This is a genomic window from Herbaspirillum sp. (assembly GCF_035644555.1).
Classification (GTDB): Bacteria; Pseudomonadota; Gammaproteobacteria; order Burkholderiales; family Burkholderiaceae_D; genus Herbaspirillum.
Genome location: NZ_DASQOH010000064.1, coordinates 90298 through 103927, shown reverse-complemented (window position 1 = coordinate 103927; position 13630 = coordinate 90298). Strand labels below are relative to the sequence as shown.

The following is a 13630-nucleotide window of genomic DNA, read 5'->3' as shown; positions in this document are numbered from 1 at the left end:
CTTCTCATGCGGTAGTGGCGGGGTGATGCAATGGGTTGCAGTATCGGGCGCGCGATCAGGCACGATATTTCACACCCGGGAAGACACAGAGCATTTCGTATGCCAGGTTGGCCGCCACCAGCGCGGTGGTGCCGGCCTGGTCATAGGGTGGCGAGACCTCGACCACGTCGGCCGAGACGATGTCCAACCCCTTGCAGCCACGGATGATCTCCATCCCCTGCTGCACCGTCAGTCCGCCGATTTCCGGCGTGCCGGTGCCGGGCGCGAAGGCCGGATCGAGGCCATCGATATCGAAGGTGAGATAGACCGGCCCGTCGCCCATCTGCGCGCGCACCTCTTCCATCAGCGGCGCCAGCGAGCGATGCCAGCACTCCTCGGCCTGCACCACCCGGAAACCCTGGGCGCGGCACCAGTCGAAGTCGTCGGCGTGGTAACCGGTACCACGCAGGCCGATCTGCACCACCCGCTTCGGGTCCAGCAGGCCTTCTTCGAAGGCGCGCCGGAAGGGTGTGCCGTGGGCGATCTTCTCGCCGTTCATGGTGTCGTTGACGTCGGCATGGGCGTCCACGTGGATCAGCCCGACCGGACCGCGATGACGCGCCATGGCCCGCAGGATGGGCAAGGTCAGCGTATGGTCGCCGCCCAGGCTGATGGTCTTGCAGCCGGTGGCATAGATGGCGTCGTAGGCTTCCTCGATCATGCGCACCGAATCCAGCAGGCTGTAGGGATTCAGGGCCACGTCGCCGAGATCGGCCACCTTCAGCGAATCGAAGGGCGCGGCCCGGGTGGCCATGTTGTAGGGGCGCAGCAGCACCGATTCGGTGCGGATCTGGCGCGGACCGAAACGCGTGCCGGAGCGGTTGGAAGTGCCGATATCCAGCGGCACGCCGACGAATCCGACGTCCAGGCCAGCGGGATTTTCCACATGCGGCAGGCGCATCATGGTGGCAATCCCCCCAAAACGGGGCATCACATTACCCCCGAGGGGCTGATATAGTGCATGTTCCATCGATGCTTATCCTTGTATCGCCAATGAGCTTGAATGCATTCTAGCGAGGCATGATTAGCGAAAATATATCGATGTGGCGACGTTTACATCGATTTTCATCAATGCAAGAATGCGGTCTCCCCCCACGACCTCGCCGCCCTCGCCGCCCGCCCACTCATCATGCTCAACAATGTCTTCGATCTGGACCTGCGGCTGATCCGCGTCTTCCTGGCGGTGGTGGATTCGCATGGGGTGTCGGCGGCGCAGGCCAAGCTCAATGTCGGCCAGTCCACCATCAGCGCCCAGTTGAACACGCTGGAGACGCGCCTGGGTTTTCGTCTCTGCGAGCGCGGCCGGGCCGGTTTCAAGCTCACCGCCAAGGGCGAGAAGTTTGCCGATTCGGCGCGCCGCATGATGGATGCGCTCTCCGAGTTCGGCATGGAAGCCCGCAATCTCGACAAGCGCCTGGTCGGCACCCTCTCCATCGGCTTGATCGGCCACACCCCGGCCCACCACAACACCCGACTCTCGGACGTGATCCGCCAGTTCCGCCAGCGTGATGAGGCGGTGCGCATCGAACTGCTGGTGCGCACCCCCAGCGAGCTGGAAGAGATGCTCCTGAACGGCAGCATCCAGATCGCCATCGGCTACTTCTGGCGCCGCGTCACCGCCCTGCAGTACACGCAGCTGATGCTGGAGCGCCAGGTGGCCTATTGCGCCCCGCCCCACCCGCTGTTCGACCAGCCCGGCGAGATCGCCCCGGAACAGGCCGCACAACACGCCTGGGCCTGGCGCGACTATCCGGTGCCGCCCGGCCATGTGCCCATCCACCGGCGCAACATCATGGCCGTGACCGGCAATATGGAAGCCATGTCCATCCTCATCCTCTCCGGCCAGCACCTGGGTTACCTGCCCGAGGAGATGGGGCGCGAGTATGTAGCGCGCGGGCAGATGCGGGCCTTGAACCGGACCGAGCTGTCCTATGAGGTCGGCATCAGCGTGGTCACCAATCGCAGCAGCGTGAACGAACCCATCGTGGCAGCCTTCCTGGAAGACCTGAAGGCGGCGCAATAAGCCACGGTGAAGCGCTGCATGACGCAAAAAAAGGGCAATGCCTGCGCATTGCCCTTCTGCTTTCCACGGCTGATGTGAAGAATCAAGCCGCCATCGCCATCCCGCGCGACTTGCCCGAACTCAGATAGCTGGCGATCGAATCCTGGGTCACCTCGCCCAGGTAGCTGCCATCGTTGGCGATCACCGGCATCCAGCTGGTGCTGTGCTTGTACATCTTGGAGAGCACCACGCGCAGGTTTTCATCCGGGGCGGCATTCATGGTGAAGGGACGGACCATGTCCTCGGCCACGCCGGTATTGCCGCGCACATCACGGCGGGTCAGGTAGCCCAGGGCGCGGTTGTCAGCATCGATGATGGTCAGATAGCGCGAATCCTGGTCATCCATCAGTGCCAGGGCCTGATCGCAAGACACATCCGGCTGCGCCGTGGCGGGGGTGGTGGCGGCCTCGCCGGCACGCACCAGCAGCAGGCGCTTCAAGGTGTGATCCTGGCCGACGAAGGCGCTCACGAAATCATCCTTGGGACGGGCCAGCAAGGTATCGGGATTGTCGAACTGCACCAGCTTGCCGGCGCGGAAGACGGCCACCTTGTCGCCCAGCTTGATGGCTTCGTCGATGTCATGGCTGACCATGATGACGGTCTTGTTCAACTGCCGCTGCATCTGGAAGAACTCGTTCTGGATCGATTCGCGGTTGATCGGGTCGACTGCGCCGAAGGGTTCGTCCATCAGCAGCACCGGGGCGTCCGCCGCCAGGGCGCGGATGACGCCGATGCGCTGCTGCTGGCCGCCGGACAATTCGCGCGGATAGCGCTTGAGGAATTTCTTCGGGTCCAGCGCCACCATGGCCATCAGCTCGGTAGCGCGCTCGCGGCAGCGCTTCTTGTCCCAGCCCAAAAGGCGCGGAACGATGGTGATGTTTTCCTCGATGGTCATGTTGGGGAACAGGCCGATCTGCTGGATCACGTAGCCGATATGGCGGCGCAGTTCGACTTCATCGATGCCGGAGGTGTCCTGCCCGTTCAACAGCACGCGGCCGGAGGTCGGATTGATGAGGCGGTTGATCATCTTCAGGGTGGTGGTCTTGCCGCATCCCGAGGGGCCGAGGAAGACGCAGATTTCGCCTTCGGCCACCTTCAGGCTGACGGCATCCACCGCCTTGACCTGGGTGCCATCCTTTTGGGTGTAGGTCTTGCTCAGTTGGTCCAGTGCTATCATTTTTGAACTCCTTTCGGTGTCAGGATTTTCTGCAGTCGTTGCAGCAGGGTGTCGGCGATGATCGCAAGGACGCTGATCATCACGGCGCCGACCACGAGTTTTTGCATATTGCTCTGGCTGATGGCATGCAGGATCAGCACGCCCAGGCCGCCGGCGCCGATGACGGCGGCAATGGCCATCACGCCGATATTCATCACCACGGCGGTGCGCACGCCGCCCAGGATCACCGGCACCGCCAGCGGCAGGTCCACCATGCGCAGGCGCTGCCAGAAGGTCATGCCGATGCCGATGCCGGCCTCCTTGACGCCGGCTTCGATGTTTTCCAGCGCCAGGTAGGTGTTGCGCATGATCGGCAACAGCGAATACAGGAACACGGCGGTGATGGCCGGCAAGGGGCCGATGCCCGCGCCGAATTTGGAGAACACCGGGATCATCAGCCCGAACAGGGCGATGGAGGGCAGCGTCAGCACGATGGTCGCCAGGCCCATCAGCGGACCAGCCAGCCAGCGCACGCGCACCACCAGGATGCCCAGCGGCACGCCGAAGAGGATCGCCAGGCTGACCGCGATGCCCACCAGCTTCAGGTGTTGCAGGGTCAGTTCAAGGATGTGGGGCCAGTCCGATTGCAGGTATTGGAAGATGTTCATGGTCCCCTCCTCAGATCAGGCCGGCTTGCTTCAAGAAGTCGGCGGCCACCTTGGCCACCGGTTCCTGGTCGATGTCGACGCGCTTGTTCAGTTCGGTCATGGTCGCCGTGTCGATCTTGGCGGCCAGTTCGTTCAATTGCCCGGCCAGCTCGGGGTTCTTCTCCAGGATGTCCTGGCGCACCACCGGGGTCGCCTTGTAGGCGGCGAAGTAGCCCTTGTCATCCTCCAGCAGCTGCAGGTCGAAGCCCTTGATGCGGCCGTCCGAGGCATAGGTCAGGCCGACGAAGATCTGTTCGTTCTTCAGGGCCGTATAGACCAGTCCCGGGTCCATCTGCTTGACCTCGCTGCGATCGAGCTTGAAGCCGTAGAGATCCTGCATCGGCCCCAGGCCGTCGGGGCGGGAGGCGAACTCGTAGTCCACGCCCATGAGGTGGGGCTTGTTGCCTTCGCGATCATCCTCGTTGATGCGATTGGCCAGGTCTTGCAGCGTGTGGATCTGGTACTTCTCGGCCAGCTCGCGCGGCATGGCGAAGGCGTAGGTGTTGTTCAACTCGGACTGGTTCAGCCAGGTCAGGCCACGCGGGGCATCCAGCTCCTTGACCTTCTGGTAGATCTGGTCGGGATCGAGCTTGTCCTCGATGTGGTTGTAGACGATCAGGGCGGTGCCGGTGTAGTCCCAGACGATGTCGAGCTGCCCGCTTTCCAGGGCCGAACGCATCAGGGTGGTACCCAGGCCGTTCTTCAATTCGGTGTCATAGCCCTTGGCGCGCAGGTATTGCGCGGTCATGTCCGAGAGCAGCAATTGCTCGGTGAAATTCTTGCCGCCGATGACCAGGTTCTGCGCCTGCGCACGGGCTGCGCCGAACATGGCCAGGCCCATGGCGAGGGCACACAGGGCGTATTTTGCGATGGTCTTGCTTGTCATGCTTTCCTCTCTACCGCTATGCCGATACGACGGCGTGCGGTCGTTCTTGTGATGGAAGTCTGCGCTGCGCGGCTTCAGGTACGCAGCCCGCGTCGGGCCAGGTAGAGGCCGGAGAGCGTCGTCACCAGGGCATCGAGCACCAGTGCCAGCAAGGCCGTGGCCGCCGCGCCCAGCAGCAGCTGGCCGTGGTTGTTGAGGTAGATGCCGGGGAAGATCAGGCCGCCCAGGCTCTCGCCGCCGATCAGCATCGACAGCGGTGCGGTCCCGACGTTGATCGCCAGCGCGGTGCGCACGCCACCGACGATGATGGGCAGCGCATTGGGCAACTCCACCCGCAGCAGGATCTGGTGCGGCTTCATGCCAATACCGCGCGCCGCCTCCTTCATGGCGGCCGGCACGTTCTTCAAACCCTCGAAGGTATTGCGCACGATGGGCAGGAGCGAAGCCAGCCACAGCGCCAGGATGGTGGGGCCATTGCCGATGCCGAAGAAAGCCAGTGCCAGCGCCAGCACCGCGATGGACGGGATGGTGTTACCGATGTTGAAGATCTGGATGAATTTTTCTGCACTGCGCTGCATCGAGGGACGCGAGAGCGCAATACCGGCCGGAATGCCCGCCACCAGGGCCAGCGCCATGGAAAAGAAGACCAGTTCCAGATGCTTGCCGGTGTAGTAGATCAGGTCACCGCGATACTTCTGGATGACCTCCGGACCGATCCACCAGACCAGTCCTGCAAGGACCAGCGCAATACCGCATGCGCCGGCGAAGACGTGACGAACACGTGTCATGTTACCCCCGTTGGTATAGCCGGCACGACATGACGCCGCGACGACGGGTTATAGAGTCAATTTTTAAGGGGTTCGCTGCCCATCAGGGCGTATCGTTTGGATGCGAACCGAAAGCTGCAAGGGCAGCGATGAAACCGAAGCGATGAAGCCAGCCTCGGCATGATGCACACCGGACAGGGATGGGAACGGGTCACCGTGGAGAACGGGAGGGCGTTCGCGCTGCCAGCCGGAAATTTGGACAACCCGCACAAGCGCGGATCGGACACTGCTGAGAGTCGTAGTTGAACAAGTTATGTCGCGAAGACAAACGATAGTTTAAACCAATCGCTTAATGCTGTCCAGCAATGTAGCAATATGAATCCATAACTTGGAGATCTGAAGCACTTTTAAAAGTTCCCAACAGCGGTCAATATGCTGTTAAAAGAGGGTAACCCGAAAACCGCCCACCCCGCGCTATCCCTTGCCCCAAGCGGCATCCTGCCGAGCTTGGCGAGGATGTAAAGCGTCAAAAAAAAATCGCCAGTCACGGCTGTGACTGGCGATTTTTTTCATGCAACCTGCTGGCGGCGGCCAGCGTCGGAAATCAGGAATCGGCCTGGATCGTATTCAGCGGATGGCCCCAAACACCTTGCCGATGATGGCGCTGCCACTGCCCACCGGGTCCTTGCGGATCGCCTTTTCCTCTTCGCCGATCATCAGGAACAGACCATCCAGCGCGCGCTGCGTGACGTAGCCCTCCACCGTGCTCTGGTCGGCGCTGACCAGTCCGGACTTGGCGACCTGCCCCATCACCGCGTTATAGCGGCCGGAGAGCCCGTTGCGGTCGGTGATCTGCTTGACCAGAGGCAGGAACTTCACGGCCAGCTCACCCGAGGTCTTCTGGCGGAAGAAGTCGGTCACCGAGGTGTCGCCACCGGTCAGGATGTTCTTGGCATCGCTCACCGACATGGACTTGACCGCGTTGATCAGCAGCGGCTTGGCCAGCGGCACGGCGGCTTCGGCGGCGTGGTTCATGTCGGCCACCAGGCCATCGACCTGGCCACCCATGCCGGTCATGCGCAGGATGGGCATGGCCTGCTCCAGAGCACCGGGCAGGTGGATCTTGACCTTGTCGTTATTGAGGAAGCCATTGGGACGCCCGAGGTTGGCGACCGCCGTGCTGGCGCCCTTTTCCAGCGCGGCCTTCAAGCCGGCGCTGGCGTCCTGGTTGCTCAGGTCGGAGAGGGAAAATGCGAAGGCGCTGCAGGAGGCGAGGATCAGGCTGGACGCAACCAGGCGCCGCAGCGGGGAGGAAGGAAGGGACATGCGGAACTCCATCGTGACGGTGCGGCGATGATACCAGCCCTGCCCCGTCTCCCCTATCGGCTCATTTGCCGCGCGACAGCTCCAGGCCAGCGTTGTGCGGCAGCCTGCCGCTGATCGGCACCGAGGCTACCGAGAACAGGCCGATCACCACGAAGGCCGGCCAGAAGTCGGCAGCGACGATGCTGGAATGGCCTTGCAGGTGGTTCGACAGCTGCAGCACAATGCCGGCCACGGTCACGCCCAGGCCCAGCGACAGCTGCTGGATCACGCTGGCCAGGCTGGTGACGCGACCGGCATCGCGGTTGTCGATGTCGGCATAGGCAATCGAATTGAGACAGGTGAACTGCAGCGCCGGGAACACGCCGCCCATCAACACGATGGTGACAATGAGCAGATAAGGCGTATGGATGCTGAAGATACCGTACGCCGCCAGGGCAATACCGGCGAACACGGCATTGACCATCAGCACCGTGCGGAAGCCATAGCGGCGCAGCACACGGCTGGCCAGCAGGCGGATGAACAGCGAGCCGAAGGCCGAGGCACAGGTGATGCTGCCGGCCTGGAAGGCGGTCATCCCCAACCCTTCCTGCAAGGCCAGCGGCAGCAGGAAAGGCACGGCGCCCAGGCCGATGCGAAACAGCGAACCACCCACCACGCTGGCATGCAGGGTGGGAATGCGCAGCAGCCGGAAGTCCAGCAGCGGGAAGGCGATCTGGGTGGAATGGCGGTAGTACATCACCAGCGCGATGGCGCCGATGGAGCACATGGCCACCGGCGTGGCGCCATCCACCAGATGGCTGCCGAACAGCGACAGGCCCAGCATGATCATGGCTGCGCCGACCGAGGTCAGTACAAAACCCTTCACATCCAGCGGTGCCGGGTCGTCTTCCTTGAAGTTCTGGATGAAGCGCTTGGCCAGGTACAGGCCGAGGAAGCAGAACGGGATATTGATCAGGAATACCCAGCGCCAGTGGAAGTAGGTGGTGATGAAACCACCCAGCAGCGGCCCCACCACCGGCCCCAGCAGCGCCGGCAGGGTGAGGTAGCTGACCGCCTTGACCAGTTCGGACTTGTCCACCGAGCGGGCGATGATGACCCGCCCCACCGGCACCATCATGGCCCCGCCGATGCCTTGCAGGAAGCGCGCCGCCACGAAGGTCACCAGCGACCCGGAGACCGCGCACAGGATGGAACCGGTCATGAACACGATCATGGCCGCGCTGAACACCTTGCGCGCGCCCAGCTTGTCGGCCATCCAGCCGGAGATCGGGATGAACACGCCCAGCGCCGCGACATAGGCGGTCATGGCCAGCTTGAGGGTGATCGGGTCCTGGTTGAGATCGCGCGCCAGCGCGGGGAGCGAGGTGGCCAGCACGGTGGCGTCCATGTTTTCCATGAACAGCGCACAGCCGACGATAAGCGGGATGAGCAGCGAAGGTCGCACGATGGGCAACAGATGGCGGAATGAAGGTGGCGGAGGTTCTGTGCCTCCTGAAGCTTCACAGTTTATACCAGTTGAGCTTTTCTTGCGGGCAAGCCCCGCGGGCCTTTGCTGACCGGTGCCTGTTGCTGAACTTCACTTCTGTTTGTAGCTCTACCTTAAGGCAAGGCGCCGTGCGCGCACTACAATGTGCCGGGCCGCCTACTTTTTACGGTTTTGAACTGCACTTTTTCTGGAGCCTGCATGAACAACGACACCCATAGCAAAACCCTGGGCTACCTGCTCTGGATCTTTGGATTCACCGGCGCTCACCGCTTCTACTACGGCAAGCCGGTGACGGGCACGATCTGGTTCTTCACGCTGGGCTTGCTGGGCATCGGCTGGATCATCGACCTGTTCCTGATCCCTTCGATGGACCGCCAGGCCGATGCGCGCTTCGTCGGTGGCGAGGTCAATTACTCGGTGGCGTGGCTGCTGCTGACCTTCCTGGGCCTGTTTGGCGTACACCGCATGTATATCGGCAAGTGGATTTCGGGCATCGTCTACCTGTTCACCGGCGGCTTCTTCCTGCTGGGCGTGCTCTACGATTTCTGGACGCTTAACGCGCAGATTTCGGAACGCAACCACGGTGCCAGGACGTAGGCTCGCGGCGGCACACGGCCGCCGCTATTTCTTCTTCAGGGCCTTCAGGCGCTTGGCGGCGAGATGGACGGTTTCCAGCTGCGCCTTGCGCTTCATCGATTTCCAGTCCTTGATTTCATCCCGGGTGCGCCCGCAGCCGGTACAGACTTCGTGCTTGAGCTTGCACAAGGAGACGCAAGGGCTCTTGACCTCTTTTCCCAATTTCACTTCCCACCTGAATACGCCAAAGGCCTGACTGTACTTCAATGTGGCGGGCGCTGCAGGCCGGGCATCATTGACGGCATCATCAATACGGAAATCGACCGACGAAAAAAGCCCGCATCCTTGCGGATGCGGGCTGCCCACGACTACCTCTGCTACGGTTACTTCAGTTACTGCGTTACTGCATTTGCTGCATTTGCTGCATTTGCTGCATTTGCTACTTTTTGAAACGGCCGTCTGCTTTCCCCGAGTACCAGTCTTTCAAGCAAACGACCGAGGGGAAGTATCCAGATTTGGGCAGGTCGTGAGGATAGGAAAAATCTGAAAAACCGCATTAATCCGTACCGATTACCTTGTCGGTCTTGTCCGTCTTGTCCGTGCGGTCCTGCTTGAAGCGCGTCACCAGCAACTGGTTGATGCGATTGCCCTCGATATCCACCACCTCGAACTTGAAGTCCGAGAACAGCACGAAATCGGTCTTCTTGGGAATCTTGCGCAGCATGTACATGATGAAGCCGGCCAGGGTCTCATAGCCGACCGGGTTGGGATATTCGTCGATGTCCAGTTCGTTCATCACGTCGTTGAGCGGCGTGAGGCCATCCATCAGCCAGGAGTTTTCGTCGCGGCGCACGATCTGCTGCTCTTCCTCGGCCATGGCCAGCAGGTTGCCCATCAACACCCCGGTGACATCGGTGATGCTGATGATGCCCACCACCAGCGCATATTCGTTGACCACGATCGCCAGGTCCTCGTCCATGGCCTTCATGCGCTCCAGCACTTCCCACAGGTTCAGGCTGTCGGGGATGGACAGCGGGGTATGCACCAGTCCCTTGTCGGCCAGGGAAAACTGCTCGCCCTTGAGCAGGCGCTTCAAGACGTCCTTGCTGTCGATATAGCCCAGTACGGCATCGATATGGCCTTCGCAGACCAGGAAGCGCGAATGCGGATGCTCGATGATCTTCTGGCGTATCGTGTCTTCACTATCGGTGAGCAGGAAGTAGACGATGCTGTCGCGCGGCGTCATGGCCGAGGGCACGTAGCGGCTTTCCAGCTCGAACACGTTTTCGATCAGGTGATGCTCCTGCGTGAGCAGCACGCCGGCCTGGGCACCGGCATCGACCATGGCGTGGATCTCGTTGGGGGTGATGACTTCGGTGCGCACCTGGGGCAGGCCGAAGAGCGTGAAAATCCACTTCGACAGGCTGTTGAAGAACCACACCAGCGGCTTGAAGAGCTTCTCCAGCAACAGCATCGGCTTGACCAGCGCCACCGCCGCCCGCTCCGGCGCCACCATGGCCAGGCGCTTGGGCATCAGATCGGCGAAAAGGATGAAGAAGGCCGTCACCACCAGGAAGGACATGGCGAAGCTGACGTTCTCCAGCAGCGGGCCGACATAGAAGGTGCTGATGATCTCGCGCATGTGCGGCGTCAGCGCCGGCTCGCCGACCACACCACCGAGGATGGCCACGGCATTCAGACCGATTTGCACCACCGTGAAGAAATTGCCCGGCTGCGCCTGCAGCGAGAGCACGCGGTCGGCATTTTGCACGCCCTCCTTGGACATCATCTCCAGGCGGATCTTGCGGGAGGCTGCAATGGAAATCTCGGCGCAGGAAAGAAAGGCGCTGACCACCACCAGGAGCAGGATCAGCAGCAGGCTGGCGAATAGGCTCATGTTGTTCTTATCTCATTGATTTGATGTGACATTCTCTCGCGCAACGGGGATAAAAAGCAAATAAAGCAAATACCGGCAAATCCATGGGATTTCCCGGCATTGTCAGCCAACTTCACCTGTGAGGCCCGACGCCTGCCCTCAATAGACGTCGCGCCGGTAACGCCCCTGCTCGGCCAGCGCCTGCAGGGCCGCCTCGCCCAGAATCTCCTGCAGCGCCAGCGTGACGCCGGCCGCCATGCCCTGCAGGCTGCCGCACACGTACAGGCTGGCGCCCTGCTCCACCCACTGCTGCAGCTCAGCGGCGGCCGCGCGCAGCTTGTCCTGCACGTAGACGCCCTGCGCCTGGTCGCGCGAGAAGGCCAGGTCCAGCCGCTGCAGATCGCCCTCGGCCAGCCAGCCCTGCAGTTCGTCGCCATGGAAGAAGTCGTGCCGATGCGAACGCTCGCCGAAGACCAGCCAGTTGCGGCGCTGCCCGGCGGCGATGCGCTGGCGCAGATGCGCTCGCAGGCCGGCCAGCCCGGTGCCGTTGCCGATCAGGATCAGCGGACGGTCGTCCTGCGGGCCATGGAAGGCGGTGTTGACCCGCACCCGCAGGTCGATCTCCTGACCCGGCGCGGCATGCAGGCCCAGCCAGCCGGAACCGATGCCGGCCCGGCCATCGGGCTGGTGCATCAGCCGCACCATCAGCTCCAGGCCACCATCTGCCGGCAGCGAGGCAATCGAATAGGCACGGTGCGGCAAGGGTTTCAGGCGGGCGAGCAGGTCAGCGCCGGACAAGCCGCGCAAGGCCTGCAGCGCTGCGGCCTCATGCGGCAGCAAGCGGCTGGCCAGGGCCGGAGCCAGGGTTGTCGTTTCATTCTGCAAACCCAGCGCCTGTATGAAGTTCTGTACTGCCTGGTCGCTGTTGCGCGGGCCGATCTCGGCGATGTCGCCGGCCTGCCAGCTCGGTGCGGGCAGGTCCAGCGGCGTGAGTTGCAGGTGGTACACCGCTCCACCGGCGCTACCCGGATTGAGCAGCCGACGCTGCGCCAGCCGCCAGCGTCCGTAGGCCGGGGCGCTCCAGTCGGCCTCGTCGCTGTGACCGCTGAGTACGCCCAGCTGATGTTGCCAATGGCGCAGCGCGCCGTCGTCGCCGTTGTCGACGTCGATCACATCGAACAGCGGCTGCGCATGGCGGCGCCCCAGCCAGGCATGCAGCGCATAGCCGAAGGCGCAATATTGCTGGTAGCTGCGGTCGCCCAGCGCCAGCACGCCGAATTGCAGTTGCGGCAGCGGCGCGCCCGGGGACGCCTGCGCCATGCGTTGCGTCAGGGCGGCGGCCATGTCGGGCGCATCGCCCTCGCCGGTGGTGCTGACCACGAACAGGACCAGTCGACTGCGCAGCAGGTCATCCTCCTGCAACTGGTCCAGCGGCAGCACGCGTACCGCCATGCCGCCGGCCCGCAAGCTCTGCGCGCTCTGCAGGGCCAGCCGCTCGGCCGTGCCGGTCTGGCTGGCAAAGGCCAGCAGCACGGTGGCGGCATCGCTGTTGCCTGCGCCCGCCCATTGCGCCTGCTGCCGACGCTGCGCGCGGCGATAGGTGAGCGCCGTCATGACGCAGAAGACGAGGTAGGTCAGCGCGATGAGCGCCGCCAGCAGGTAACGGGTCTGCAGTGCCATGCTCACTCCAGCATGGCGGCCAGGGCCGGGGTCATGGTCTCGCGGTAAGCCTGCGGCTGCGCGCTGATGAACAGCGCCGCAATACCGCGCTGGCGAGCGAAGGCCATGCCGGCCTCCTCGCCCAGCACGGTCAGCACGGTGGCCAGTGCATCGGCCACCATGCACTGCCGGTGCAGTACCGTCACCGAAGCCAGCGCCTGCCGTACCGGTGCGCCAGTACGCGGATCGATGGTGTGGGCATAGCGCTGGCCCTGATGATCGACATAGCGGCGATAGTCGCCCGAGGTCGCCACCGACAGGCCGTGCAGCGCCACCACCATGCCCGGGGCGGTATCGTGCGGGGGCCGTTCCAGCGCCACCCACCAGGGCTGGCCGTCGGCCTTGAGGCCCTGCCCGGCCAGCTCGCCACCGATTTCCACCAGCCAGCTTGCACAGCCAAGTTCATGCAGGGCCTGCGCCACCAGATCGACCGCGTAACCCTTGGCGATGCCTGAAAAATCCAGAGAAACGCCACCGGCCTGCAGCACCCGGCGCTGCTCGCGGTCCAGCACGATGCGCTGCCAGCCGCAGCGCTGGCGCACGGCCGCAAGGCGCTCCGGATCGGGCAGGCGCAGACGGTCGGCGGCCACGCTACCGGCGCCAAAACCCCACAGATCGACCAGCGGCCCGACCGTGGGATCGAAGGCGCCTTCGCTGTCGGCCGCCATGGTCAGCGCGGCATCGAGCACCGTAAAGAACGCTGGCGGCAATGCATGCCAGCTACCGGCCTCGGCCTGGTTGAAGCGGCTGATGATGGACTGCGGCGACCAGGTGCTCATCTCGTCGATCACGCGCTGCAACTGCGCCTGGATGGCATCGGCAATGGCGGCCGTGGCCAGCGCCGGTGGGGCCAGCAACTGCACGCTCCAGGTGGTGCCCATGGTGTCGCCGGCCAGGCGATGGGCCACTGCCCCGGCGGGCAGCGCGGCCGGGGCCTCCAGGTCGATGGGGATCAACACGCGATGGGACATCGTCACCGCTCACACTCCAAACAGGTATCCAAAATGAAAACGGCGCCCGCATCGCAGGC

13 protein-coding genes are annotated in these 13630 nt (G+C 63.2%); 2 read left to right on the top strand and 11 right to left on the bottom strand.

The window, feature by feature from the left end:
- Positions 1-55: 55 nt before the first annotated feature.
- Positions 56-1009 carry an agmatinase gene (gene speB, locus VE092_RS18175; RefSeq protein WP_180667417.1) on the bottom strand — a complete coding sequence of 318 codons (954 nt, stop codon included), beginning with the start codon at positions 1007-1009 and terminating at the stop codon, positions 56-58.
- A 159-nt stretch (positions 1010-1168) separates the two neighbouring features.
- Here speB and VE092_RS18170 point away from each other — a divergent pair, with 159 nt between their 5' ends.
- On the top strand, positions 1169-2062 hold the full coding sequence (locus tag VE092_RS18170) for a LysR family transcriptional regulator (protein ID WP_006464556.1): 894 nt from the start codon (positions 1169-1171) through the stop codon (positions 2060-2062).
- 82 nt (positions 2063-2144) lie between these two features.
- On the opposite strand, the gene VE092_RS18165 is transcribed toward VE092_RS18170, so the two are convergent.
- From VE092_RS18165 to VE092_RS18140, 6 genes are all read right to left on the bottom strand, one after another.
- Positions 2145-3278, bottom strand: a complete 1134-nt coding sequence (locus tag VE092_RS18165) for an ABC transporter ATP-binding protein (protein ID WP_324879165.1) — start codon at positions 3276-3278, stop codon at positions 2145-2147.
- Positions 3275-3925, bottom strand: a complete 651-nt coding sequence (locus VE092_RS18160) for an ABC transporter permease (RefSeq protein ID WP_324879163.1) — start codon at positions 3923-3925, stop codon at positions 3275-3277. The genes VE092_RS18165 and VE092_RS18160 overlap by 4 nt, the downstream gene beginning before the upstream one ends.
- Positions 3926-3935: 10 nt before the next feature.
- Entirely contained in the window at positions 3936-4850 is a 915-nt protein-coding gene (locus VE092_RS18155; protein ID WP_324879161.1) for a glycine betaine ABC transporter substrate-binding protein, read from the bottom strand.
- A gap of 74 nt (positions 4851-4924) precedes the next feature.
- Positions 4925-5638, bottom strand: a complete 714-nt coding sequence (locus VE092_RS18150; RefSeq protein WP_324879159.1) for an ABC transporter permease — start codon at positions 5636-5638, stop codon at positions 4925-4927.
- Positions 5639-6244: 606 nt separating this feature from the next.
- Complete coding sequence (locus VE092_RS18145; protein WP_324879157.1) at positions 6245-6943, bottom strand: DUF4197 domain-containing protein; 699 nt, start codon at positions 6941-6943, stop codon at positions 6245-6247.
- 61 nt (positions 6944-7004) lie between these two features.
- Positions 7005-8339: an MFS transporter gene (locus tag VE092_RS18140; RefSeq protein ID WP_077238243.1), complete on the bottom strand. Its 1335-nt coding sequence runs from the start codon at positions 8337-8339 to the stop codon at positions 7005-7007.
- 288 nt (positions 8340-8627) lie between these two features.
- Between VE092_RS18140 and VE092_RS18135 the strand changes: the two genes are divergently transcribed.
- The gene (locus tag VE092_RS18135; protein ID WP_077238222.1) at positions 8628-9026 is read left to right on the top strand and encodes an NINE protein; all 399 of its coding nucleotides are present in this window, start codon (positions 8628-8630) and stop codon (positions 9024-9026) included.
- 24 nt (positions 9027-9050) lie between these two features.
- Here VE092_RS18135 and VE092_RS18130 read toward each other — a convergent pair whose 3' ends face one another.
- The 4 genes from VE092_RS18130 to VE092_RS18115 form a co-directional block, all read right to left on the bottom strand.
- Entirely contained in the window at positions 9051-9371 is a 321-nt protein-coding gene (locus VE092_RS18130) for a DUF1289 domain-containing protein (RefSeq protein ID WP_324879155.1), read from the bottom strand.
- A 190-nt stretch (positions 9372-9561) separates the two neighbouring features.
- Complete coding sequence (locus tag VE092_RS18125) at positions 9562-10902, bottom strand: hemolysin family protein (protein ID WP_324879153.1); 1341 nt, start codon at positions 10900-10902, stop codon at positions 9562-9564.
- A 138-nt stretch (positions 10903-11040) separates the two neighbouring features.
- A complete protein-coding gene (locus VE092_RS18120; RefSeq protein ID WP_324879152.1) occupies positions 11041-12561 on the bottom strand; it encodes a sulfite reductase flavoprotein subunit alpha in 1521 nt (506 codons plus the stop codon).
- A 2-nt stretch (positions 12562-12563) separates the two neighbouring features.
- Entirely contained in the window at positions 12564-13571 is a 1008-nt protein-coding gene (locus tag VE092_RS18115) for an FAD:protein FMN transferase (protein ID WP_324879199.1), read from the bottom strand.
- Between the last annotated feature and the right edge of the window lie 59 nt (positions 13572-13630).